This window comes from Mycetocola manganoxydans (genome assembly GCF_003667545.1).
GTDB classification, from domain to species: Bacteria; Actinomycetota; Actinomycetes; order Actinomycetales; family Microbacteriaceae; genus Mycetocola_A; species Mycetocola_A manganoxydans.
Map to the genome: position 1 here is coordinate 284,003 of NZ_RCUV01000005.1, position 23,515 is coordinate 307,517.

Below are 23,515 nucleotides of genomic sequence, written 5' to 3' on the forward strand. Positions count from 1 at the left end.
CGCGGTGCCTACGAACCGCCGCGGGCGGCCCGTTCGGCGTTCGCCCACGCCCGCTGTGCGGGAGTGAGAGCGGATGTTTCTCCCCCGGTCGCCTGCACCCCGTTTCGCCACGCGTGGCAGATCGCGAGGGCGAGCGCATCGGCGGCATCCGCCGGCTGCGGCGGCTCGGCGAGGCCGAGAACACGAGCGACCATGGTGGCCACCTGCTTCTTGTCGGCGGAACCATAACCGGTGACGGCGGCCTTCACTTCGGACGGCGTGTGCAGCCCGACCCGGAGGTCGCGCTTCGCGGCGGCGTGCAGGGCGAGCCCTGACACCTGGGCGGTGCCCATCACCGTGCGAAGGTTGTGCTGGGCGAAGACCCGCTCCACCGCGACCGCCTGGGGCAGGAATTCGTCGAGGGCCTCGTCGAGTCCGCGCCCGATCACGAGGAGCCGCTGGTCGATCGTCGCGTCGATCGGACTCCGAACGACCGTGTAGTGGACGAGCCGAGCCTTCCGGTTGGGTTCGACGTCCACGATTCCGATCCCGCAGCGGGTCAGGCCGGGGTCGACGCCGAGCACCCGGAGCGTCACCGGTCAGTCGTCCTGCGCGTGCAGCTCGGCCTGGACCTCTGGCGACAGGTCGTAGTTGCTGTAGATGTTCTGGACGTCATCGGAGTCCTCGAGCGCATCGATGAGTTTGAAGATCTTTCGCGCGGTTTCAGCGTCGACTTCGACCTTGAGGTTCGGCACGAAAGCGGCGTCGGCCGAGTCGTAGTCGATCCCGGCGTCCTGCAGTGCCTGACGGGTGGCGACGAGGTCGGTCGGCTCCGTGATGATCTCGAAGGTCTCACCCTCGTTGACGACTTCTTCGGCGCCGGCGTCGAGCACAGCGGCGAGGATGTCGTCCTCGGTGGTGTCAGCGGCGGGGACGACGACGATGCCCTTGCGCGCGAAGTTGTATGCGACGCTGCCGGGGTCGCCCATCGTTCCGCCGTTGCGGCTCATGATGGTGCGGACGTCTGCCGCGGCACGGTTCTTGTTGTCGGTGAGACATTCGATCAGCAGGGCGACGCCGTGCTGCGCATAGCCCTCGTACATGATCGTCGTGTAGCTGACCGATTCACCGGAAAGCCCCGCTCCGCGCTTGACGGCGCGGTCGATGTTGTCGTTCGGGACCGACGTCTTCTTCGCCTTCTGGATGGCGTCGACGAGGGTCGGGTTGCCTGACAGGTCTGCGCCGCCCATCTTCGCGGCGACTTCGATGTTCTTGATGAGCTTCGCGAACGCTTTGGCACGGCGCGAGTCTGTGATCGCCTTCTTGTGCTTCGTCGTCGCCCACTTGGAGTGTCCGGACATGTGCTCCCTTACTGGATGTCTAACCGCGCCAGTCTAATTCACCGGGCGCTGATCGGGCCGGTTCAGCCTGCGTGTGCCCGAACCTTCTCGAGGAAGTAGGCGTGGAACCGGATGTCCCCGGTCATCTCGGGGTGGAAGGAGGTGCCGAGCAGGTTGCCCTGTTCGACGGCGACGACGCGACCGTCCGAAAGCGACGCGATCGCGGTCGCCTTCGTGCCGACGCTTTCGACGATCGGCGCACGGATGAAGACCGCGTGCATCGGCTCCTCCCCCAGTTCCGGGATGTCGATGTCGGTCTCGAACGAATCGAGCTGCGAGCCGAAAGCGTTTCTCCGTACCACCACGTCGAGACCACCGAGAGTCTGCTGACCCGCGATGCCGTCGAGGATGCTGTCTGCGAGCAGAATCAGCCCGGCGCACGTCCCGTACACGGGCAGTCCGCCGGCGATGGCCTGCTTGAGCGGTTCAGCCATCCCGAACGTTCGCGACAGCTTGTCCTGCACGCTCGACTCTCCCCCGGGGAGGACGATGCCGTCGACGTCGGTGAGTTCTTCCGGCCTGCGGACGGCAACGACGTCTGCGCCAAGCCCACGGAGAACCGCCGCGTGTTCACGGAAGTCGCCCTGGAGGGCGAGGACGCCGACCTGAGGCCTGTGACTACCAGCCACGCTCGGCAAGGCGGTGCGGCGCCGCGAGGTCGGAAACGTTGATGCCGACCATTGCTTCACCGAGACCGCGGGAGACCTCGGCGATGACCTTCGGGTCGTCGAAGAACGTCGTCGCCTTGACCACGGCCGCGGCACGCTTCTCGGGGTTCCCCGACTTGAAGATGCCCGAGCCGACGAAGACACCGTCTGCGCCGAGCTGCATCATCATCGCTGCGTCGGCCGGAGTGGCGACACCACCGGCGGTGAACAGGACGACGGGGAGCTTGCCGGTTTCCGCGATCTCGGCGACGAGTTCGTACGGAGCCTGCAGTTCCTTGGCAGCGACGTACAGTTCGTCCCTGGACATCGACGACAGCGAGGCGATCTCGCTCTTGATCTTGCGGATGTGCTTGGTGGCTTCGGAGACGTCGCCGGTTCCGGCCTCGCCCTTCGAGCGGATCATGGCAGCACCCTCTGTGATGCGGCGAAGTGCCTCACCGAGGTTGGTGGCGCCGCAGACGAAGGGAACGTCGTAGTTCCACTTGTCGATGTGGTTGACGTAGTCGGCGGGGCTGAGCACCTCTGACTCGTCGATGTAGTCGACCTTGAGCGCCTGGAGCACCTGCGCTTCGACGAAGTGTCCGATGCGAGCCTTCGCCATGACGGGGATGGAGACCTCGGCGATGATCGACTCGATCAGGTCTGGGTCACTCATGCGGGCGACACCACCTTGGGAGCGGATGTCAGCCGGGACCCGCTCGAGGGCCATGACGGCTACGGCTCCGGCGTCTTCGGCGATGCGTGCCTGCTCGGCTGTGACGACGTCCATGATGACGCCACCCTTGAGCATTTCTGCAAGACCGCGCTTGACGCGGTTGGAACCCTGTTCGGCGGTGCTGGTGCTGTTAGTCATAATTCTCAATCTTAGATCGTTGCTGGAGGACACGCCGGACGCGCGCGTGAGTTCTAGGAGGCCGGCCAGGCGTCTGCGATGGCCGCGCGGACGTCACCGAGCAGTTGCGGAAGCGCTTTGGTCTTCGCGATGATCGGCAGGAAGTTGGAGTCCTGCGCCCATCGCGGCACGACGTGCTGGTGCAGGTGGCCAGCGATTCCCGCGCCGGCGACGATGCCCTGGTTCATTCCGATGTTGAAGCCGTCATTCTTCGACACACTCCGGACGACCCGCATGGCGGTCTGGGTGAGTTCACCGATCTCGGCCACCTCTTCCGGTGTGGCCTGGTCGTAGGTCGGAATGTGGCGGTACGGGCAGACGAGCAGGTGACCGCTGTTGTACGGGAACAGGTTGAGCAGCACGTAGGCGTGTTTTCCCCTGGCGACGATGAGGCCGTCTTCGTCGCTCATCTGAGGTGCATGACAGAACGGACAGTCGTCCTGGTGCGGTTGCTGGCCGTGCTGGATGTAGACAAGACGGTGAGGTGTCCACAGCCGCTGGAATTCGTCCGGCACCCCGGCGAGGTGCGCCCCGGATTCCACCGAGTCCGCCACCGGCGCGTCCTGCTCGTTCGGTTCCCGGTGGTCGTCGAGGCCTAGTCGAGCCATGCCGTCGATACCTGTGCGTGTGACGAGATCGAATCGACGATCTTCTCGATCGCCTCATCGACGGGGATGCCGTTGAGCTGGGTTCCGTCCCGGAATCGGAAGCTCACCGCACCGTTGGCGCGGTCGTCCTCCCCGGCGATGAGCTGGAACGGGATTTTCGCCTTGGTGTGTGTGCGGATCTTCTTCGGCATCCGGTCGTCGCTGTGGTCGACCTGAACCCGGACCCCACGGGCTTTGAGCTTCGCGGCGATGTCGTCGAGGTAGGCAGCGTACTCCTCGGCGACCGGGATGCCGATGGCCTGGATCGGGGAGAGCCAGACCGGGAAGGCGCCGGCATAGTGTTCGAGCAGGATCGCGAAGAACCGCTCAACCGACCCGAGGAGTGCGCGGTGGATCATCGCGGGGCGCTGGCGGGTGCCGTCGGCGGCCGTGTATTCGAGCTCGAACAGCTCCGGCTGGTTGAAGTCGAGCTGCACGGTCGAGAGTTGCCAGGTCCTGCCGATCGCGTCGCGCGCCTGCACCGAGATCTTCGGGCCGTAGAACGCCGCTCCGCCCGGGTCGTCGACGAGTTCGAGCCCGGAATCGACGGCGACGTCCCGGAGTGTCTGCGTGGCGCTCTCCCAGATCTCATCGCTGCCGACGAACTTAACGGGGTCCTTCGTCGACAATTCGAGGTAGAAGTCGTTGAGGCCGTAACCGCGGAGCGTCTCGAGCACGAACTGGAGCTGGCGCCCCACCTCGTCCTTGATCTGGTCCTGGGTGACGTAGATGTGGGCGTCATCCTGCGTGAGGCCGCGCACGCGCGTCAGGCCGGAAAGCGTTCCGCTCTTCTCGTACCGGTACACGGTCCCGAACTCCGCGAGGCGGAGGGGAAGCTCCCGATAGCTGCGTCCCCGTGCACGGAAGATCAGGTTGTGCATCGGGCAGTTCATCGGCTTGAGGTAGTAGTCCTGGCCCTGCCTCGTGACGTTGCCATCGGCATCCGTCTCTTCGTCGAGGTGCATGGCAGGGAACATGCCGTCGCGATACCAGTTGAGGTGCCCGCTGGTCTCGAACAGCTGCGCTTTCGTGATGTGGGGCGTGTTGACGAGCTCGTAGTCGTTCTCGATCAGCTGCTCGCGCAGGTAGTTTTCGATCTCGGAGCGGATGATCCCGCCCTTGGGGTGGAACACGGCGAGGCCGGATCCGATCTCGTCGGGGAAGCTGAACAGGTCGAGTTCGGCGCCGAGCTTGCGGTGGTCGCGCTTGGCTGCCTCCTCGAGACGTGACTGGTACGCGCGCAGTTCGTCCTTGGTCGGCCAGGCCGTTCCGTAGATGCGCTGCAGCTGCGGGTTTTTCTCCGAGCCGCGCCAGTACGCTGCGGCCACCCGGGTGAGGGCGTAGCCGTTGCCGATCATGCGGGTGTTCGGCAGGTGTGGTCCGCGGCAGAGGTCCTTCCACTCCGTCTCGCCTGTCTTCGGGTTGACGTTGTCGTAGATGGTGAGCTCGCCGCCGCCGACCTCGACGTTCTCGTTGTCCTGGCCATCCGCTGATCCGCCTTTGAGGCCGATCAGTTCGAGCTTGAACGGCTCGTTCGCGAGCTCTTCACGCGCTTCGGCGTCCGTGACGACCCGGCGCACGAAGCGCTGGCCCGATCGGATGATCCGGTCCATCTCCTTGGACAGGGCTTTGAGGTCCTCGGGCGTGAACGACTCCGGCACTTCGAAGTCGTAGTAGAAACCGTCTGTGACGGGAGGACCGATACCGAGCTTCGCATCCGGGTTGACCTTCTGCACAGCCTGCGCGAGGACGTGGGCGGCCGAGTGGCGGAGGATGCTGAGCCCGTCTGCGGAATCGATCGTCACCGCCTCGACCTCGTCGGTGTCCGTGAGGGTCGTCGCGAGATCCTTCAGTTCGCCGTTGACGCGCATCGCGACAACGGAACGGTCAGAGAATCGTTCGAATCCGTCAGACACCTGGTTTGCTCCTCTTGTTGGAAAGACTCTTCAACTTTAGCGCCGTCGGCCCGGCCACCCGTGCCGCCGCCCGGAGCCGGGTGCTCGCCTCTAGAGTGAATGCACCCGAGAATGCGAGAGGACCCGGACGTGCCCCCATCCGAGAACCGTTCCCCCCTGCCAGCGCTGATCCCGTTCTTGATCGTGAGCGGAGTGCATCTCGCCGGCCACCTCGCATCGTTCGAACCCCTGGCGCTGGCGACGAAGCCGCTGCTCATTCCCCTCCTCGCCGGTGCGGTCCTCTGGCTCTCACGCGGCCGCAGGTCGTCGGGTGTCATCCTTCTTCTCGCCGCCCTGCTCTTCAGCTGGCTCGGTGATCTTGCTCTCCTCGGCGATGGAGACTCCTGGTTCCTCATCGGACTCGGATGCTTCCTGGTCGCTCATCTGGGCTATGTCGCGCTGTTCTCCTCTCGCGTGGGGTCCGGCAAGCCGGCGGTGTGGAGTGTCGTCTACGCCGCGTGGTTCGCGTTGCTGCTCGTCATCCTCGTTCCGCACCTCGGTGGGATGCTGGCGCCGGTCGTCGGCTACGGACTCGTGATCTGCACCATGGCTGCGATCGCCACCCGCTGTGGCTGGATGGTGAGCCTCGGTGCTGCTCTCTTCCTGCTCTCGGACTCGATCCTCGCCGTGAACGCGTTCGTCGATGCCGCAGACATTCCCGTCGCCGGCTTCCTCGTCATGCTCACGTATCTTTCCGGCCAGGGCTTCATCGCCATCGGGATCGTGCGGCTGCTCGGCTCCGCGCGACGCACGGAACCGGTGGCGGTCGGGAGCGACACACGATGACGTTGCCCGCTCCACGCCGTTTCATCTCCGGTGATCTCACGATGCTCGTCCGGCGCTGGGAAAGAGTGGCGGGAGGCGGGACGGACACCTTCGTTCTCGTCCACGGAATCGGAGTGTCCTCTCGCTACTTCGAGCGGCTGGCCGGCGAGCTCAGGGCCCACGGGACCGTTTTCGCTGTCGATCTGCCCGGTTTCGGTTCCGCTCCTCGCCCACCGCGGCAGTTGACCATCGAAGAGGGAGCCGCGCTGCTCGCGGACTTCCTGCGGTCGGAACAGCTCGACGGTGCTGTTCTCGTCGGCCATTCGATGGGCACCCAGTTCGTCGTAGAGCTCGCCGCTGTGCACCCGAACCGGCTCGCGGGCCTGGTGCTCGCCGGTCCCGTCGTCGACGAGCGGGCGCCGATGCCGTGGCAGCAGGGGATGCGGCTGAGCCGTGACATGCTGCGGGAGTCGCCGACGGCGAACTGGATCGTCGCGACGGATTACCTGCGCAGCGGCATCCGCTGGTACCTCACCGAACTCCCGGTCATGCTCGGATACCGCACCGAGGAGCGGCTCCCCCTCGTCTCGGTTCCCGTTCTTGTTCTTCGCGGAAGCAGGGACCCCATCGCGCCGCGGGGATGGGCGGCTCGCCTGGCCCGGACGGCTCGAGACGGGCGGATGATCGAAGTCGATGGCGCAGCCCACGTCGTCCAGCATGTTGAACCGGAGCGGACGGCGTCGATCCTGGCTGCCTTCGCGCGCGAGGCCAAGCAGACAACGGCCCCCGTGAACGTTACGCGGGAGTCGTTGCCTCCGGCGCAGCGGAATCGTCAGCCTTAGCCGGTACAGCTTTGCGTTGCGCCTTGCGGGTCTGAGGGTTGTGAACGGGCAGGTTTGGCCCGTTCCACACCTTGAGGATCGCCCAGGCGACGGCCGTGATCGGCACAGCGAGCACGGCTCCGGTGATTCCGCCCAGGATCGTTCCGGCGGCGAGGGCGACGAGGATGACCAGCGGGTGGAGCTTGAGCGACTGCGCCATGACGATCGGCTGCAGGAAGTTGCCCTCGAGCTGGTTCACGAGAACCGCAATACCGATGACGATGAGGGCGACGATCGGGCCGTTCTCGGTTCCGACAAGCGCAACGAGAGCAGCGAGGATGCTTGCGGCCGTCGCCCCGACGATCGGGATGAAGCCGCCGAGGAACACGATGACGGTGAGCGGCAATGCGAGGGGCACGCCGAGGATGAAGAGACCGAGCCCGATGAAGAACGCGTCGACGAACGCGATGAGGGCGGTCCCCCGAACGTAGCCACCGAGGACGCGGACGGCGGTGTGCCCGATCCGGCGCCCGCGTTCCAGACGTTCCCCGTGAAGCGGGCTGAGGAAGAAGCGCCACATCGCGTCGCCGTCCTTCAGGAAGAAGAACAGGATGACGATCGCGAGAACGAGGCCTGTGACGAGGTTCGCTGCTGCCGAAACTCCGGCGAGGGCGCCAGTGCCGAACTGGCTGCTCGTGAGGAAGTCGACGACAGCGTCCCTGGCATCCTCGATCTGCTGCGCATCGATCGGAAGCGGACCCTCGAGAAGCCAGGTCTGGAGCTGGTCGATCCCGCGGATCGCTGAGTCGGCGAGCTCTTCCGACTGGCCGCGGACCGCGAAGACGATGAGGGTGACGACTCCCCCAAAGACCACGAAGCCGGTGAGAAGCGCTGCCCACGCGGCGAGCAGGTTGGACATGAACCGGCGAAGCCAGAGGATGACGGGGGACGCAGCTGCCGCGACGATGAGCGCGATGAGCACGGGGATGACCACGAGCTTCAGTTGCACCATCCCGTAGATGACGACACCGGCGAGGAGAATGATCACGAGAAGCTGGATGCTTCGTGTCCCGAGGTAGCCGATCCTGTCTGTCCAGAGCTTTCGCGGTGACGGTTTCTCGGTGGTGTGCTGTGGCTCGATGTCGGCGCTCATGCGCTCAGCCTAGTTTCTTCACCGAGTCGGGTCGGGATGGTTGCGGTCGACCGCGGCGCACGGTACTTGCCGTGCGGCTGAGCGTCAAGGCGGTCGACGGTGACGCGGCCGAACGCGTAGACAGAGCACATGAAAGCACTCACCTGGCAAGGAAAACGCTCCGTCTCCGTCAATACCGTCCCTGACCCGACGATCGAGAAGCCCACGGATGTCGTCATCCGCGTGACATCTGCCGCGATCTGCGGGTCAGACCTTCACCTGTACGAAACTCTGGGCCCGTTCCTCAACAAGGGCGACGTGCTCGGTCACGAGACGATGGGCGTGGTCGAAGAGGTCGGCTCACAGGTCACGCGCCTCGCCCCAGGCGACCGGGTCGTCATTCCGTTCGTCATCGCCTGCGGCGACTGCTACATGTGCTCGCGGGGTCTCCACTCCCAGTGCGAGACGACGCAGAACACCGATCAGGGAACGGGCGCCACTCTCTACGGTTTCAGTGAACTGTACGGCTCTGTTCCTGGTGGTCAGGCGGAGCGGATGCGGGTCCCGCTGGCGGACTTCAACGCGACCAAGGTCGGACACGAACTGCCTGACGACCGCTACCTGTTCCTCAGTGACATCCTGCCCACGGCCTGGCAGGGTGTGCAGTACGCCGATCTTCCCGATGATGGGACCCTGATCGTGATGGGACTTGGGCCTGTCGGTCAGTTCGCGAGCAGGATCGGGCGACACCTCGGGCATCGCGTGCTCGCCGTCGAACCCGTCGCCGAGCGTCGTGAAATGGCCGAGCGTTACGGCATCGAGACGTTCGACCTGACCGACGACGTCGTCGAACGGTTGCGCGACGCCACCGACGGCCGTGGAGCGGACTCCGTCGTCGAGGCGGTGGGAATGGAAGCCCACGGAAGCCCCGGGGCGACTCTCGCCCAGAACGCTGTCGGCCTGCTGCCGGACGGCATCGCGAAGAAGCTCATGAACACCGCCGGTGTCGACCGCCTCGAGGCCCTGTACAACTCGTTCGATTCGGTCCGCCGGGGCGGAACGGTGTCCCTGAGCGGCGTGTACGCCGGCGAGGCTGACCCGATCCCCATGAAGTCCCTGTTCGACAAGCAAGTGTCGATCCGGATGGGCCAGTGCAACGTCCAGCGCTGGCGCGACGAGCTGCTCCCCCTCGTCGAGGACCCGTCCGATCCGCTCGGCGTCGAGGATCTCGTCTCACACAGGGTGCCGCTCGACAAGGCGCCCGAGATGTACGACCTGTTCCAGAAGAAGGAGAACGGCTGCATCAAGGTGGTGCTCAAGCCGTAACTGGCCGCGTTTTCATCCGTTGCGGTCGGATTCACCCGGTATGCCGCGTGAATCCGACCGCAGTGAGTGAACTCGTCAGGTGAAGGCCATCGCAATGAGGGCGATGAGCGGCGGGATGCCCTGCGACAGCGCTCCCCCGATACCGGATCCGCGTTCGCGACCCAGTGACATCCGGTCCGCGATGAGGAGAACGACCCCGGACAGGAAGAGGATGGTGCACAGGTAAAAAACCAGTGCCCGCCCGACGTCGACCGAACCTGTGGCCCACAGGAAGACTCCAGCGATGAGACCGCAGGCGAGGAAAAGGTTGTAGAAACCGACGCCGAACGCCCAGAGCCGGATCGCGGGAACGTCGGCTGCCGGTATCGCGAAGATGCGCGAGTGAACGGCGGGGCGGCTGATCAGCAGCGACTCCCAGACGAAGACGAGAACGTGCAGGCCCGCGGTCAGCAGGGCGAACGCCCAGACGACGACGATCATGGCACGGCCTTCATGTTCTCGAGGGTGACGTCGTGACGTCCGAGCACGTCTCCGATGTCACGGAGGACCTCATCGACCGGCTTGCCGCGCGGCACCGATGCGTCGAGGTCGGCGTGGAAGCGGCCCATTCCGCCGGTGAGGCTGAACACGAGGAACCTGACCGTCGGGGTGAGCACGGTGAAGGTGTGCAGTGCACGGGGAGGGATCGCGACCGACGAGCCTGGATCCAATTCGAAACTCTCCCCATCGACGAATACGAGCATGCGTCCGTCAAGCACGTAGTAGCTCTTGCCCCAGCCCGTCCGATGCAGCGGAGTGGGATCCATTTTCGGCGCGATGATCTCGAAGATCTCGTATCCGTCGTCGGTGTGCTCGCCGCCGACGACAACGGTCAGCGTGGCATCCGGAGCGTGCAATTGCCTGCCGGTACCCGCGTGCCTGAAGTGGGTCGTGTGGTTCATGGCCGCAACGTTAGAAGCGGGATGCGCAGGCGTCGATCCCAGAAATCGGGGAATGACGGCGACGTGCCGCGGTGGGATACTTTCGTCATGTGGGAGGAACGAGCCTACGCAGCACGCCGGGAAATCGCGGGCCTGGCAGCATCCGGACTGGGCGTGAGCGACCTGCACGCCGAGGCCATCCGGGTCATCGACCGCGACGTGAAAACGGAGTTGACCTGCTGGGCGACGCTGGATCCGGAGTCGCTCGTCATCAGTGCGATGACCAGCAGTGAGGTCCGGGTTCCTGTCGAATACGAACCGCTGCTCGCGAACGCGGAACTCTCGCCTGACGAGACGCACAGCTTCGCCGCGATGGCTCGACGTGCGGAACTGCTGACCCGGTTCTCCGACTATCCCCGGAACGATCGGGACCGGAGCAGGCGATACCGGAACGTGTGGCGTCCTCTCGGTGTCGAGCAGGAAGTTCGCGTGCTCTTCACAGCGGATGGCACCACCTGGGGTGCCGCTGGGCTAGTGCGGTCAGGCCTGGTCTTCTCAGACCGGGAGGTGGAGTATCTCGGCGCCGTTGCGCCGGCCATTGGTGCTGCAACCCGGCTGGCCGTTCGCTCCGAGATCTCGAACAGACTGGCAACGGGGCAGCCGGCGATCGTCATCGTCAGTGACTCCGGGAACATCCGTTCCGCCACTGGCTCTGCGAGGGAGTGGCAGGAGCGGTTGAACGCCCTGGAGCCAGGGTGGTTCGTCGCGATGATGCACGTCATGGTCGCAGGAGTGCGGAACACGCACGCTGGTGTCTTCCGGGCGCGGATCCGCGACGGTCGGGGGCAGTGGGCGCTCCTCCAAGCCAGCGCACTCATCGGCGGTGGCGCCGACGCGGTCGCGGTCTCCATCGATCCTGCGGCCGGTGAGCAGCTCACCACCCTGTTGTTCGCAGCATATGGGCTGTCGCCTCGGGAACGGGATGTCTGCCGCGAAGTGATCGCTGGGCATTCCACCGCGGACATCGCCGGCAATCTCTTCGTCTCGCAGAACACCGTGCAGGACCATCTGAAGTCTGCATTCGCGAAGGTCGGTGTCCGAAGCAGAGGTGAGCTCGTCGCTCGGCTGCAGCCGCGTCCCGCCGAGCGGGCTTAACGACAGAAGCCCGGACTCTTCAGTCCGGGCTTCTTTCTGTGAGCGATACTGGGATCGAACCAGCGACCTCTTCCGTGTCAGGGAAGCGCGCTACCGCTGCGCCAATCGCTCATGCTACGTGCCATGCTAATTCAGTTTTGAGTGTGAGGTGGCGACGGGATTCGAACCCGTGTGGACGGCTTTGCAGGCCGCTGCCTCGCCTCTCGGCCACGCCACCGCGTGTGGTTGCCCACATGCCGTGGTCAACCCTAAGGCTAACCCCAACACTCGAGCGGATGACGAGATTCGAACTCGCGACCCTCACCTTGGCAAGGTGATGCGCTACCACTGCGCCACATCCGCATTTGCTCGCATTCCTGCGTGCTTGAAAGACTCTACTTGATGAACTGCTGAGAAACAAAATCGAGTTACGGCCGTGTCATTCATCGCCGGAAAGACGCGAAAACGGATGCCACGTGGTTCGCGAGGCCTCTCCGGTTCCGGTACGATGAGACGTCGTTGTGAACCGTTTTCGGTTCTCGACGGATGGGCGATTGGCGCAGTTGGTAGCGCGCTTCCTTCACACGGAAGAGGTCATCGGTTCGAGTCCGGTATCGCCCACCATGAAGGCCCGCAGGCACCTGCGGGCCTTTCGCCGTTCCCGGCTCGGTACGGGCTCTCAGGCGCCGGTCGAGATCTTCACGACGACGGAATTCGAGGCCGCACCGCGCAACCGGCTGGCCGCCCGGATCGCCTTGTAGCGGAGCCCGTACTTACGCTCGAGCGCTTCGTCGATCGCGACGCGGCTGTCTGCATCCGTCAGTACCTCTGCGCGGCCCGGTGTCGCTGTGTTGGATTCGACGTTTCCCCGAACGTCACTGTCAACCCAGGTAGGACTTCATCCATTTGCCCTTGAGGCTGACCTTCACGACCTTGCCGATCGCCTGTGGGCCCTCCGCGCCCATGACGAAGGCATCCTTCGTCAGATAGATCGACCTGCCCGACAGCTCGATCGCGGCGGGCGAGGTCACCGGGAACGATGCCACAGCCTGTTTGCTCCACGGCAGGACCACCGAGACCTGACCGGTGCCGTCGGGGCCGCCGAACATCTCCGCCACGAACACCACGCCGGTCTTCTGCGAGACAGCGAGACCTGTCGCACCCACGAATCCGGTCGCATGGGTCACAACCTTGCCGTTCCACGGGTTGACCTTGTAGACCATGCCACGCATTCCGAGGCTCGCGTCTTCAGGACCGCCAGGGAGCGCGGTGACATACAGCCACCCACCTGGTCCCACCTCGACATCCGTCGGCACTGGTTCGAACCGGTAACCATACCCGACGGCGCACTCGGGGAATCCCGCCTGCTCAGCGAGTTCAGCGCTGATGGTGATCGGTGGCATCGGCGGAAGCACGGCGACAGTCGAGATCCTGCCCTTGTGCCCGACCTTGATGATGGCGTTCATCCCGGCGTCTGCGATGTAGACCCCGTCCTTGAGTGCCAGGGACGCATACGCGTGGGTATCGAGGATGCCGGTGTAACTGGCAGCGCCGAATGGCCCGTTGGGATCGAACTGAGATGCGCACGACTCCGGCAGGTCGGTGAATCCATACGTGTTGACGCCGTCAGGGTTCACGCGGTCTTCAAAGGCGCGGAGATCTGCCACCGCCGTCGGAGCGCCGCGCTTCGTGATCCTCATCAGCGTCGCGCGCGAGTGTGCTTCATCCTGTGATGCCTGCACGTAATAGACGGTGTCGCCTCGGGTGCTGACCGCGCCGATCTCGTCGCCGTTCCCGCTCGCGATGGTCGTGGACGAGCCGCGCGGAGGGACCTTGGTCAGGACGCCGGAGAAGTTCTGGGTCACATAGGCGTTTCCGCGGTGATCGACGTCGAGCGACAGGGGGCTGAGTAGTCCGTCTGCGATCACTCGTTCGCTGATGCTGACCGGTGGTTTTCCACCGTGGGCGGATGCCGGCGCTGCGATCGCGACGGTCGCGATCACGGCTGCGCACACCGTCGCCGACAGGGTCGTGCTTTTCACTCTGTACTCCTTTGTCAGATGAATTGGACAGAGGAGTCAGGATGCTGCCGCCCGCGTCCTGCGGTATCTACCGCACCGCAGAGGAGATTTCCCGTGGACCAAGCATGAGGATTCCTCAGGTTTGCAGCACGCTACTCAGGAATGCCGGACCTGTCGAGCCCCGCCAAGGAGGAAATCAGAGCGGATTCAGTCGATGTAGGTCGTGGTGACGAGAATCGCCCGGTGGTCGGACGCGCCGCGCGGCAGCGTCTTGACGTCGTCCATGCCCATGTTGACGCTCGTCACGAAGTCGAAGTGACCCCGGAAAATCTTGTACCTCGAGTACGTGCGCTCGTTGCTCAGGGAGAGCTCGTAGCCCATCTCGGTGATCCTGCGTCGCAGGTTGTTCTTGAAGATCGGGTAATTGAAGTCACCCACCATGACGGTTGGGATGCCTTCCGCGAGGCTGTGCAGCTCACTGTGCGCCGTCTTGATCTGCTTGCGACGAAGCGAATTCAGCGCTGTGAGGGGTGCGGCGTGGAACGAGGCGACGAGCATCTCGCGCCCCGCTTCCCTATCGAACAGTTTCGTGGCGATGAGTCGTTCGTTCGCGGGCGAGAAAAGCATGTCGTGCATGGATTTCTTCAGTTCGAAAGCCGTCGTCGTGATGGCGTCGAACCGGTCCTGGTTGTAGTAGATCGCGAGCCCCAGGCGGTTGGCGCGGGTCGAGTCGGCCAGCCGCAGGTTGCCGACGGTCTCGGGCAGAAGCTCACTGTCGGCTTCCTGGAGGCACAGGACATCGGCCTCGTAGAGGGTTTCCAGACCGGTGAGTTCGGCGCTTGCTGCGTGCTTGCGCAGGTTGTAGCTGATGATTCTGATGAGGACTCCCCGTCCGAACAGTCGATTCCGAAATTCTACCGCCGCTCCGGCCCGTTGTGGATCAGCGCCAACCGTATCGACGTCCCAGAGCGTGCGCGACGCGGGCGAATTGAGCTTCACCGAGGGCGGCTGCCTCCCGACGCATGCCGTCGGGATGCACCTCGAAAATACGATCGATGCCCACCCAGCTCGGGCGGCCCTGAACGTCCCAGTTCCCACTGCCGATCGACACGAAGTCCACGTCCTCGGTCCCGTGCGGTTTACTCGTCAGTTGCACGGCGACACACGAGCCGTTCGGTCGGGTGGCGACGATGAGCACCGGGCGGTCCTTGCCTCTGCCATCCTTCTCCTCGTACGGGACCCAGGTCCAGACGATCTCGCCGGGATCCGGGTTTCCATCCGTCGACGGGACATAGGACATCCGGACCCGGCCGACCGTGCCAGGTTCGATCTCCCGAGTCGCGTGAGAGCCGGAGCGACCAGCCTCAGCGTCGCTCGCTGTCGACGGAGAGTGCTGAGCATCGCGCGGCGTCGATGTTTGTCCCGAGCGCAGCAGCGCCGTCAGAACTGAGCGGACCATTTTGCCGACGGATGCCATGGTGTCGCCTCTTTCTGTCCACGGGGACGCGCCGTCACGCACGCGGTCGGACGCCGCTCATCCTAACCCCGCCGCAACAGCACCCCGTGAACGACGGAACGGGATGCCACCCGAAGGCGGCATCCCGATCTGTCGGTGTGCTTCGAAGGTCAGACGACCTCGAGCGCGTATCCCTCTTCGCCGTGCACCGAGGTGTCGACGCCGGCGATTTCGTCTTCGTTCCTGACCCGGAAGCCGAGGGTCTTCTGGATCGCGAAGCCGATGATCCCGGCGACGAGGAAGGCGTAGACGAGGACAGCTGCTGCCGCGATGACCTGGACGGCGAGCTGTTCGAACCCGCCACCGAGGAAGAGGCCGGTGCCGGTGGCGAAGAAGCCGAGGTAGACCGTTCCGACGAGGCCACCGACGAGGTGGATGCCGACGACGTCGAGTGAGTCATCGAAGCCGAGCTTGAACTTGAGCTCGACCGCGAGGGCGCAGACCGCACCGGTGACGACACCGAGGAGGAGGGCCCAGCCAGGAGTGAGGTTCGCGCAGGCCGGTGTGATGGCGACGAGGCCGGCGACAGCTCCCGATGCTGCTCCGACGGAGGTGGCCTTGCCATCCTTGAGCTTCTCGATGATCAGCCAGCCGATGATCGCTGCCGCCGTCGCGCCGAGCGTGTTGATGACGATGAGTCCGGTGTTCGCCAGGCCGTTGAGCCATTCCGCTCCGGCGTTGAAACCGAACCAGCCGAACCAGAGGATCGACGCGCCGAGGAGGGTGAGCGGAACATTGTGGGGCTTCTGGATGCCCTTCTGGAAGCCGACCCGCTTGCCCAGGACAAGGGCGAGTGCGAGTGCTGCGGCACCGGCGTTGATGTGGACGGCGGTACCACCGGCGTAGTCGATGACGGCGATGCCTGATTCTTCACCGAAGAGCGTCGTGCCGAGGTTCATGATCCAGCCGCCACCCCACACCCATGCCGCGATGGGGAAGTATCCGATGGTCGCGAAGATGCCGGCGAAGAGCATCCAGGACCCGAACTTCGCCCGGTCGGCGATCGCACCGGAGATCAGGGCGATGGTGATGATGGCGAAGGTGGCACCGTAGGTCGCGCCGAGGAGGTTGGTGTTGGCATCCTCACCCTGCGCGAGGGCGGTGAGCCCGAAGTCGGCGAACGGGTTGCCAGCGAAGTCGGTGGGGCTCGCGACCGCGCTCATGTTGAAGCCGTAGAGAATCCACAGCACGGTGATGAGGCCCAGTGCGCCGAAGCTCATCATCATCATGCTGATGACGCTCTTGGCCTTCACAAGGCCGCCGTAGAAGAATGCGACGCCAGGGGTCATCAACAGCACGAGCGCGGTTGCTGTGATTCCCCAGGCAATGCTGCCGGTGTCCATATCGTGTCCTTAGTTCTCTCGAAGTGCATCGGGCCGCCGACGAGGAACACAAGGTGCCTGTCGGTGTGAAGCCAGCTTGGATGCCGGACGTTTCGAGAGCGGTGCGCCCGATGTTTCGGGTTGGTTACACCGGACGTGCTTGTGTAAAAAGCACGTTTCGCGGGACTAGGACGTTTCGGTGAGGGCGATCATTCGCGACATCGACCGCAGGTACTTCTTGCGGTAGCCGCCCGAGAGCATGTCGCCGGCGAAGACCTGGTCGAGAGGGACTCCGGTCGCGGTGATCGGAATCTGCGCGTCGTACACCCGGTCGATGAACGCCACGAGCCGGAGCGCCTCGGTCTGCGAGTGCAGCTCGTGAACGTCGCGCAGCCCGATCCGGTCGAGTCCGTCGATGAGTTTGATGTACTTCGACGGGTGCACGGTGGCGAGGTGGGCGATGAGGTCGTCGAACGTGTCATCCGACATCCGCTCCCCCGCTGCATCGGCAGACGCGAGAGTCTGGGAATAGTCGGCAGGATCGACTGTTGCGGCGTGACCCTCCGTGGAGCGTCGGCGGAAGTCGTTGCCGTCGATGCGCAGCGTGGTGAAATTGCTCGACATGGCATGGATCTCGCGAAGGAAGTCCTGGGCGGCGAACCGGCCCTCCCCCAGCGCGTTCGGCGGGGTGTTCGAGGTCGCGGCAACGCGGGTCCCCTTACCGACCAGGTCGGTCAGCAGCCTGGTCATCATCATGGTGTCGCCCGGGTCGTCGAGTTCGAACTCGTCGATGCACAGCAGGGTCGATCCGGTGAGCGCTTCGACGGCCTTCGCGTAGCCGAGCGCGCCGACGAGTGCGGTGTATTCGATGAAGGTGCCGAAGTACTTGCGGGGGCCGGGAGCGGCGTGCCACAACGCCGCGAGCAGATGGGTCTTGCCGACACCGAAGCCGCCGTCGAGGTACACACCCGGCTTCACCTCCGGCTCCTTCTTCTTGCGTCCGAAGAATCCCGATGACTTCGCCGGTGTCCACCCGGTGGAGAATGCCTCGAGCAGTTCGACGGCTTCCTGCTGGGACGTGAACTCGGGGTCGGGCCGGTAGCTCGCGAAGCTGGCATCCGTGAACTGGCGCGGAGGTACGAGGCTTGCGGCGATCTCGTCTCCGGTGATCGACGGCGATCGGTCGGAGATGCGGGTGCGGGCCGTCTCAGCGGTCTGGCTCATGGGAGAATACCTCGTGTGTCGAAGTTGTCCGGCGCCTCCCCGGAAGTCGGGACAGGGTCGGATTTCGCAGGAAAGAACGGTCCCCAGCCTAAGCCTTTTCGATGCACCAGCCGTGCCGCGAAGCGGCCCACTCCGGAGGTAGAGCATGCCCATCGAAACCGACAACTCCCCCGCCTTCGCGGACTTCGCACACCCGGAACGCCTCGTCAGCACGGCCTGGCTCGAGGAACGGCTCGGTACCGACGGGCTCGTCGTCGTCGAATCCGATGAGGACGTCCTGCTCTACGAGATCGGACACATCCCGGGCGCCGTGAAGATCGACTGGCACACCGACCTCAACGACCCGGTCGAACGCGACTACATCGATGGTGCCGCTTTCGCCGAACTTCTCTCCAGCCGCGGCATCTCCCGCGACGACACGATCGTTCTCTACGGCGACAAGAGCAACTGGTGGGCGGCGTACACGCTCTGGGTCTTCACCCTGTTCGGCCACAGTGACGTCCGTCTCCTCGATGGCGGGCGTGACAAGTGGATCGCCGAAGGACGCCCGATGACGACGGATGCTCCGGGGCGGCCACGCACGGACTATCCCGTCGTCGAGCGCGACGATTCCGGGATCCGCGCGTACAAGGAGGATGTGCTCGCGCACCTCGGCAAGCCGCTCATCGACGTGCGCTCCCCCGAGGAGTACAGCGGGGAGCGCAACACTGCCCCGGCGTACCCGGAGGAAGGCGCACTGCGCTCCGGCCACATTCCCACGGCGAGGAGCGTGCCCTGGTCGAAGGCCGTGGCCGATGACGGAACATTCCGGCCGGTCACCGATCTCGACTCGATCTACCGCGACGGAGCCGGACTCCGTGACGGCGACGAGGTCGTCGCGTACTGCCGGATCGGTGAGCGGTCCAGCCACACCTGGTTCGTGCTGTCCTACCTGCTCGGTTTCGAGAACGTGCGCAACTATGACGGATCGTGGACCGAGTGGGGCAGCGCTGTTCGCGTCCCGATCGCGATCGGAACCGAGCCGGGCGAGCTCCGTCGCTGACCCGGCCGCGCGGCATCCGGTCGTGGGAGAATAGGGACACCATGACTGAAACTCTTCCGAACCAGCTTGCCGAGATCCGCGACGAGTTCCTCGCCGTCGACGAACGGACGAGGCTTCAGCTCCTGCTCGAGTTCTCCCGGGAGCTGCCTGCGCTTCCCCAGCGTTACGCTGACCACCCCGACCTGCTCGAACGGGTCGTGGAGTGCCAGTCCCCCATCTTCATCTTCGTCGAGGTTGCAGACGACGGCGTCCACCTCCACGCGACGGCACCGGAGGAGGCGCCGACCACCCGTGGGTTCGCGAGCATCCTGGCGCAGGCAATCGACGGGTTGAGCGTCGACGAGGTGCTTGCGATTCCCGCCGACTTCCCGCAGATGCTCGGGCTCGGCAAGGCGGTCTCTCCGCTGCGCCTCAACGGGATGAACGGGATGCTGCAGCGAGCGAAACGACAGCTCGCCGCGCGAGCCTCGGTCTGATCTCAGTCGAGCGTCGCAGCCCAGTCGCGGATCGCGCTCGTCCACCGCTTCTCGTCGTAGTTCCAGAGCTTCGTATGCCGCGCGACGGTGAAGCGCTCGAACGTCACGATGTCCGGCCGCACCGCGGCCAGGTCGTGCGACCCTGACGACGGAACGAATCCATCGTCATCACTGTGGAGGACGAGCATCGGGAGGTGCAGTTCGTCTGCGCGGCTGACGACGTCGAGTCCTGGGAAGTCGACGGCTGCGTCGAGACCGGTAAGAGCGCGTCCCCACGAATTTGAGATCGCCCCGATGGCTGCCAGTCGAAGAGGAACAGGGATGCGCGTGGCATCCGCCTGGAATTCCAGAACGCGACCCCAATCGAGAACCGGGGATTCGAGGACGATGCCGCGGAGGAGATCCGGGCGGCTCGTCCTCAACGTCGTCTGCACAGCGATCGTCCCACCCATCGACCAGCCCATGAGCACGATCTCGGTTGCCCCATGTTCCGCAGCGACGGTGATGGCGGCGTCGACGTCCTGCCATTCGGTGTCGCCGAGGCCGTACAGCCCGTCAGAACTGCGGGGTGCGTCACCGTCGTTGCGATACGAGACGAGGAGCGATGAATACCCGGCCTCACGCCAGACCGGGACGGCGCGGAGACATTCACTCCGCGTCGTTCCACGACCGTGCACGATGACAACCCAGCGGCCGGTATCGTCCGACGCGGGGAAAAGCCACGCCGGGGCGTTTCCCGCTGGCGTCGGAACGGCGATGTCCCGGTAGTCGATTCCGAGTTCGTCGGGTCGGGAGTAATACCAGCCGCTGAAGGTCGCCGGCCCGCGCTCGGGTAGCCCGTCGCTCGGTGACTCGAGCTCGCGGGTGACGGTGGTTCCGTTCGATTCGAGTAGCCCGCCGAGGCGCAGGTACCTCTCGGGCGTGCCGAAGAACAGTCCGTACCGGCCGGGCAGAACGGTGTCGGGGTTCTTCGCGAGGGTGATGGTGCCGTTCGAGGAATCGATGGCGAGCACGTCACTTTCCCTGAACCGGGTACGAGCCGGCGTGACAACGCGCCTGGCCACGGTGCCGACAGCGAGGATCGCACTTCCGGTGAGGGTGAGAAGGATGCCACCCAGGGTGATGGCGATGCGCCTCCGGCGGGCCGACGAGCGGGGGACGGGCTGGTCGGCGTGGCTGTGACGTTTCATTGGCAAGTAACTCTAGTCTGCAAACGTGGCTGATATCCCGATAGGTACTGACGTGCCGGCAGAGTTCCAGCGAGCACTGGATTCGGTGCGCCGTGCCTCTGCGCGACCGGAGCTCGCGGTGACCGAAATTCCCGCACCGGGTAACCTCGCTCCGTTCAGCGTCGCCCTTGCGGCCGACGTCACGCCGACGAGGCACGGGGCCGACTCCGAGCTCGGCACCGGCCGCTTTATCCTGCTGTACGACCCGGCTGAGCCCGAGGCGTGGGGCGGTCCGTTCCGTGTGGTCTGCTTCGCCCAGGCTCCGCTCGAAACGGAGATCGGTCTTGATCCGTTCCTCGCCGAGGTCGCATGGTCCTGGCTCGTCGACGCCCTCAACGCGCGCTCGGCGAAATACGACTCTGCATCCGGCACGGCGACGAAGATCCTCTCGACCGGATTCGGCGAACTCGCTGCCCAGGGCGACGGCGCGCAGATCGAGCTGCGGGCGTCCTGGACGCCGCGCGAGGACGACATCTCGTCACATGTGGAAGGCTGGAGTGAATTGCTCTGCATGCTTGCCGGGCTTCCACCAACAACTGAAGGTGTCACTCTGTTGTCTAGCCGCAGGACGGCGCGTGACTGAACGCCACGTCATCGAGTCGAGGGACGAATACCTCGACGCCGTAAAGATCATCGCGGCCGGCAGCGGCCCCATCGCGGTCGACGCCGAACGGGCATCCGGTTACCGGTACTCGCAGCGCGCCTATCTCATCCAGCTCTATCGTCGTGGCGCAGGGCTCTTCCTGTTCGACCCTCCAGCGGTCGGTCGGTTCGACGAGTTGAACGAGGCGATCGTCCCCGCGGAGTGGGTCCTCCATGCCGCCAGCCAGGACCTCCCCTGCCTTCGCGAAGTGGGCCTCGATCCCCAACGCATCTTCGACACCGAACTCGCAGCGCGCCTCCTCGGCATGCCGCGAGTGGGACTCGGCACCGTCGTCGAGGAACTCCTCGGCATCCACCTCGCCAAGGAACATTCCGCCGCTGATTGGTCCACCCGGCCACTCCCTGACACCTGGCTCGAGTACGCGGCCCTCGACGTCGAACTGCTCGTCGACGTCCGCGACAAGCTCGCTGCCCTGCTCGACGATGGCGGCAAACGCGAAATCGCCTCCCAGGAATTCCAGGCGACCCTTGCCCGTCAGTCGAAGGTCCAGCGCAAGGACCCGTGGCGCAGGCTTTCCGGGCTCAACACGGTCCGTGGGGCACGGAACCTCGCGGTCGCCCGTGAGCTGTGGATGGAGCGGGATGCTCTCGCTCGCGAGATCGACACCGCTCCCGGTCGGCTTGTCCCCGACTCCTCCCTCGTGGCCGCCGTCAAAGCGGAGCCGCGCACCCGTTCTGCCCTCGCCGCCCTCCGGGAATTCAAGGGCAGGGCATCACGAAGCGAGCTGCCACGGTGGTGGGCCGCGATCGAACGCGGCCGCACGACCGACGAGCTTCCGCCCGTTCGGGCGTCCTCGACCGACGCCCTTCCTCCCCCGCGCAGCTGGTCGGAGCGAAATCCAGAAGCGGATGCCCGCCTCAAGGCCGCGCGGCAGGCCATCACCGAGATTTCCGAGGAGCTTGCCATCCCGGTCGAGAACCTTCTCACCCCCGAGATCCTGCGGCGCGTGGCATGGAATCCCCCCGAATCTGTGACCGCAGAATCAGTGAGTGATGCTCTGGCGTCGCTTTCGGCTCGCCCGTGGCAGATTGAAGCTACTGCACAGTCAATCGCCTCCGCGTTTGTAGAGTCTCACCAAACGCTGAGTGAGGCGCAGAAAGCCGATTCGTAGGAAGAATCAAAGGATTCCGGGCCAAAATCCTGCCTCTCCTAGGATCAATAGGTATCCGATGATTGGGAGGCAAAGTGGCCGAAATAGCCGACGTCTTTTTTGTTGATGGTGTGCGGACCCCGTTTGGTCGCGCCGGAGAAAAAGGCCAGTACTGGAACACCCGCGCAGATGACCTCGTCGTCAAGGCGATGATTGGACTTCTCGAGCGGAACCCGGACGTTCCGAAGGACCGAATCGACGAGGTTGCCATCGCGGCGACGACACAGCAGGGCGACCAGGGCCTCACCCTCGGCCGCACGACCGCGCTCCTCGCCGGTCTGCCGCAGTCCGTCCCCGGTTATGCCATCGACCGCATGTGTGCCGGCGCGATGACCGCTGTCACCCAGGTCGGAAGTGCGATTGCCTTCGGTGCGTACGACTTCGCGATCGCCGGTGGCGTGGAGCACATGGGTCGTCACCCGCTCGGTGCTGATGCTGACCCGAACCCGCGGTTCCTGTCCGAGAAGCTCGTCTCCGCCGACGCCCTCGACATGGGAAAGACGGCGGAGCGCATCCACGACCGGTTCCCCCACCTGACCAAGGAACGCGCCGACCGTTTCGGAATGCGCAGCCAGCAGAAACTGCAGGCCGCTTACGACGCCGGCAAGATCCAGCCGGACCTGATCCCGGTCGCGATCAAGAGCGAATCGGGCTGGGGGCTCGCCACGCGTGACGAGGGCACCCGCCCGGAGACCACCATGGAGGGGCTGGCGAACCTCAAGACGCCGTTCCGCCCCCACGGTCGCGTCACCGCCGGAACTGCTTCTCCCCTCACCGACGGTGCAACGGTGAGCCTGCTCGCCGGAGGCGCAGCGGTCAAGGAATTCAAGCTCAAGCCGAAGATGCGCATGGTGAGCTTTGCTTTCGCCGGCGTCGAGCCGGAGATCATGGGCATCGGCCCGGTCCCGTCGACGGAGAAGGCGCTGCGCAAGGCCGGCCTGACCATCGACGACATCGGCCTGTTCGAGCTCAACGAAGCGTTCGCCATCCAGGTGCTTTCGTTGCTCGACCACTTCGGCATCGATGATGACGACCCCCGCGTCAACCAGTGGGGCGGCGCCATCGCCGTCGGTCACCCCCTTGCAGCGTCCGGCGTTCGCCTGATGACCCAGCTGGCAGCCCAGTTCGCCGAGCGCCCCGACGTACGGTACGGCCTCACCGCCATGTGCGTCGGCCTCGGCCAGGGCGGCAGTGTCATCTGGGAAAACCCGAACTGGAAGGGCAGGAAGTAA

24 protein-coding genes and 4 tRNA genes are annotated in these 23,515 nt (G+C 64.9%); 10 read left to right on the forward strand and 18 right to left on the reverse strand.

Annotated features, from left to right (window positions below; genetic code table 11):
* Nucleotides 1-8: 8 nt before the first annotated feature.
* The 6 genes from ruvC to thrS form a co-directional block, all read right to left on the reverse strand.
* A complete protein-coding gene (ruvC, locus tag D9V29_RS05305; RefSeq protein WP_121672273.1) occupies nt 9-575 on the reverse strand; it encodes a crossover junction endodeoxyribonuclease RuvC in 567 nt (188 codons plus the stop codon).
* Nucleotides 576-578: 3 nt separating this feature from the next.
* Entirely contained in the window at nt 579-1,340 is a 762-nt protein-coding gene (locus tag D9V29_RS05310; protein ID WP_121672274.1) for a YebC/PmpR family DNA-binding transcriptional regulator, read from the reverse strand.
* A 62-nt stretch (nt 1,341-1,402) separates the two neighbouring features.
* A complete protein-coding gene (gene pdxT / locus D9V29_RS05315; RefSeq protein ID WP_121672275.1) occupies nt 1,403-2,008 on the reverse strand; it encodes a pyridoxal 5'-phosphate synthase glutaminase subunit PdxT in 606 nt (201 codons plus the stop codon).
* A complete protein-coding gene (gene pdxS, locus D9V29_RS05320; RefSeq protein ID WP_121672276.1) occupies nt 1,998-2,900 on the reverse strand; it encodes a pyridoxal 5'-phosphate synthase lyase subunit PdxS in 903 nt (300 codons plus the stop codon). The genes pdxT and pdxS overlap by 11 nt, the downstream gene beginning before the upstream one ends.
* A 53-nt stretch (nt 2,901-2,953) precedes the next feature.
* A complete protein-coding gene (locus tag D9V29_RS05325) occupies nt 2,954-3,547 on the reverse strand; it encodes an HIT family protein (RefSeq protein WP_121672277.1) in 594 nt (197 codons plus the stop codon).
* Entirely contained in the window at nt 3,535-5,457 is a 1,923-nt protein-coding gene (thrS, locus tag D9V29_RS05330) for a threonine--tRNA ligase (RefSeq protein WP_220699928.1), read from the reverse strand. The genes D9V29_RS05325 and thrS overlap by 13 nt, the downstream gene beginning before the upstream one ends.
* 174 nt (nt 5,458-5,631) lie before the next feature.
* Between thrS and D9V29_RS05335 the strand changes: the two genes are divergently transcribed.
* Nucleotides 5,632-6,327 carry a lysoplasmalogenase gene (locus tag D9V29_RS05335; RefSeq protein WP_183084920.1) on the forward strand — a complete coding sequence of 232 codons (696 nt, stop codon included), beginning with the start codon at nt 5,632-5,634 and terminating at the stop codon, nt 6,325-6,327.
* Entirely contained in the window at nt 6,324-7,148 is an 825-nt protein-coding gene (locus tag D9V29_RS05340; protein WP_121672280.1) for an alpha/beta fold hydrolase, read from the forward strand. The genes D9V29_RS05335 and D9V29_RS05340 overlap by 4 nt, the downstream gene beginning before the upstream one ends.
* Here the strand turns inward: D9V29_RS05340 and D9V29_RS05345 are convergent.
* A complete protein-coding gene (locus tag D9V29_RS05345) occupies nt 7,102-8,280 on the reverse strand; it encodes an AI-2E family transporter (protein WP_121672281.1) in 1,179 nt (392 codons plus the stop codon). The two genes, D9V29_RS05340 and D9V29_RS05345, sit on opposite strands and share 47 nt — an antisense overlap.
* Nucleotides 8,281-8,409: 129 nt before the next feature.
* Between D9V29_RS05345 and D9V29_RS05350 the strand changes: the two genes are divergently transcribed.
* Complete coding sequence (locus tag D9V29_RS05350; protein WP_121672282.1) at nt 8,410-9,585, forward strand: zinc-dependent alcohol dehydrogenase; 1,176 nt, start codon at nt 8,410-8,412, stop codon at nt 9,583-9,585.
* A gap of 75 nt (nt 9,586-9,660) precedes the next feature.
* Here the strand turns inward: D9V29_RS05350 and D9V29_RS05355 are convergent, their stop codons facing one another.
* Complete coding sequence (locus D9V29_RS05355) at nt 9,661-10,065, reverse strand: DUF1304 domain-containing protein (protein WP_121672283.1); 405 nt, start codon at nt 10,063-10,065, stop codon at nt 9,661-9,663.
* Entirely contained in the window at nt 10,062-10,526 is a 465-nt protein-coding gene (locus tag D9V29_RS05360; protein WP_121672284.1) for a cupin domain-containing protein, read from the reverse strand. Before D9V29_RS05360 ends, D9V29_RS05355 begins: the two co-directional genes overlap by 4 nt.
* Before the next feature lie 87 nt (nt 10,527-10,613).
* On the opposite strand from D9V29_RS05360, the gene D9V29_RS05365 reads away from it, so the two are divergent.
* Nucleotides 10,614-11,660, forward strand: a complete 1,047-nt coding sequence (locus D9V29_RS05365; protein ID WP_121672346.1) for a helix-turn-helix transcriptional regulator — start codon at nt 10,614-10,616, stop codon at nt 11,658-11,660.
* Nucleotides 11,661-11,699: 39 nt separating this feature from the next.
* Here the strand turns inward: D9V29_RS05365 and D9V29_RS05370 are convergent.
* From D9V29_RS05370 to D9V29_RS05380, 3 genes are all read right to left on the reverse strand, one after another.
* A tRNA-Val gene (locus D9V29_RS05370) sits at nt 11,700-11,771 on the reverse strand.
* A 35-nt stretch (nt 11,772-11,806) separates the two neighbouring features.
* Nucleotides 11,807-11,877, reverse strand: a tRNA-Cys gene (locus tag D9V29_RS05375).
* 53 nt (nt 11,878-11,930) lie between these two features.
* Nucleotides 11,931-12,002 (reverse strand) — tRNA-Gly (locus D9V29_RS05380).
* Nucleotides 12,003-12,187: 185 nt separating this feature from the next.
* Here D9V29_RS05380 and D9V29_RS05385 point away from each other — a divergent pair.
* Nucleotides 12,188-12,263 (forward strand) — tRNA-Val (locus D9V29_RS05385).
* A gap of 257 nt (nt 12,264-12,520) precedes the next feature.
* Here D9V29_RS05385 and D9V29_RS05390 read toward each other — a convergent pair.
* The 5 genes from D9V29_RS05390 to zapE all read right to left on the reverse strand — a co-directional run bounded on the left by D9V29_RS05390 (nt 12,521) and on the right by zapE (nt 17,722).
* Complete coding sequence (locus D9V29_RS05390) at nt 12,521-13,681, reverse strand: ScyD/ScyE family protein (protein ID WP_183084921.1); 1,161 nt, start codon at nt 13,679-13,681, stop codon at nt 12,521-12,523.
* Nucleotides 13,682-13,867: 186 nt separating this feature from the next.
* Nucleotides 13,868-14,539, reverse strand: a complete 672-nt coding sequence (locus D9V29_RS05395; protein ID WP_121672347.1) for an endonuclease/exonuclease/phosphatase family protein — start codon at nt 14,537-14,539, stop codon at nt 13,868-13,870.
* 61 nt (nt 14,540-14,600) lie between these two features.
* Nucleotides 14,601-15,137: a type II toxin-antitoxin system PemK/MazF family toxin gene (locus D9V29_RS05400; RefSeq protein WP_220699923.1), complete on the reverse strand. Its 537-nt coding sequence runs from the start codon at nt 15,135-15,137 to the stop codon at nt 14,601-14,603.
* Between the two features lie 149 nt (nt 15,138-15,286).
* A complete protein-coding gene (locus D9V29_RS05405; protein ID WP_121672286.1) occupies nt 15,287-16,519 on the reverse strand; it encodes an ammonium transporter in 1,233 nt (410 codons plus the stop codon).
* A 165-nt stretch (nt 16,520-16,684) separates the two neighbouring features.
* The gene (gene zapE / locus D9V29_RS05410) at nt 16,685-17,722 is read right to left on the reverse strand and encodes a cell division protein ZapE (RefSeq protein ID WP_121672287.1); all 1,038 of its coding nucleotides are present in this window, start codon (nt 17,720-17,722) and stop codon (nt 16,685-16,687) included.
* Between the two features lie 145 nt (nt 17,723-17,867).
* Between zapE and D9V29_RS05415 the strand changes: the two genes are divergently transcribed.
* Together D9V29_RS05415 and D9V29_RS05420 are read left to right on the forward strand one after the other, a co-directional pair.
* Nucleotides 17,868-18,764: a sulfurtransferase gene (locus D9V29_RS05415; RefSeq protein WP_121672288.1), complete on the forward strand. Its 897-nt coding sequence runs from the start codon at nt 17,868-17,870 to the stop codon at nt 18,762-18,764.
* A gap of 41 nt (nt 18,765-18,805) precedes the next feature.
* Nucleotides 18,806-19,240 carry a SufE family protein gene (locus D9V29_RS05420; protein WP_121672289.1) on the forward strand — a complete coding sequence of 145 codons (435 nt, stop codon included), beginning with the start codon at nt 18,806-18,808 and terminating at the stop codon, nt 19,238-19,240.
* Between the two features lie 2 nt (nt 19,241-19,242).
* Here D9V29_RS05420 and D9V29_RS05425 read toward each other — a convergent pair whose 3' ends face one another.
* Complete coding sequence (locus D9V29_RS05425; RefSeq protein WP_121672290.1) at nt 19,243-20,430, reverse strand: alpha/beta hydrolase family protein; 1,188 nt, start codon at nt 20,428-20,430, stop codon at nt 19,243-19,245.
* Nucleotides 20,431-20,455: 25 nt separating this feature from the next.
* Here D9V29_RS05425 and D9V29_RS05430 point away from each other — a divergent pair, with 25 nt between their 5' ends.
* The 3 genes from D9V29_RS05430 (at nt 20,456) to D9V29_RS05440 (ending at nt 23,515) form a co-directional block, all read left to right on the forward strand.
* Nucleotides 20,456-21,052 carry a DUF3000 domain-containing protein gene (locus tag D9V29_RS05430; RefSeq protein WP_121672291.1) on the forward strand — a complete coding sequence of 199 codons (597 nt, stop codon included), beginning with the start codon at nt 20,456-20,458 and terminating at the stop codon, nt 21,050-21,052.
* Nucleotides 21,045-22,244, forward strand: coding sequence for an HRDC domain-containing protein (locus D9V29_RS05435; protein ID WP_121672292.1), 1,200 nt, complete (start codon nt 21,045-21,047; stop codon nt 22,242-22,244). Before D9V29_RS05430 ends, D9V29_RS05435 begins: the two co-directional genes overlap by 8 nt.
* 74 nt (nt 22,245-22,318) lie before the next feature.
* Nucleotides 22,319-23,515, forward strand: a complete 1,197-nt coding sequence (locus D9V29_RS05440) for a thiolase family protein (protein WP_121672293.1) — start codon at nt 22,319-22,321, stop codon at nt 23,513-23,515.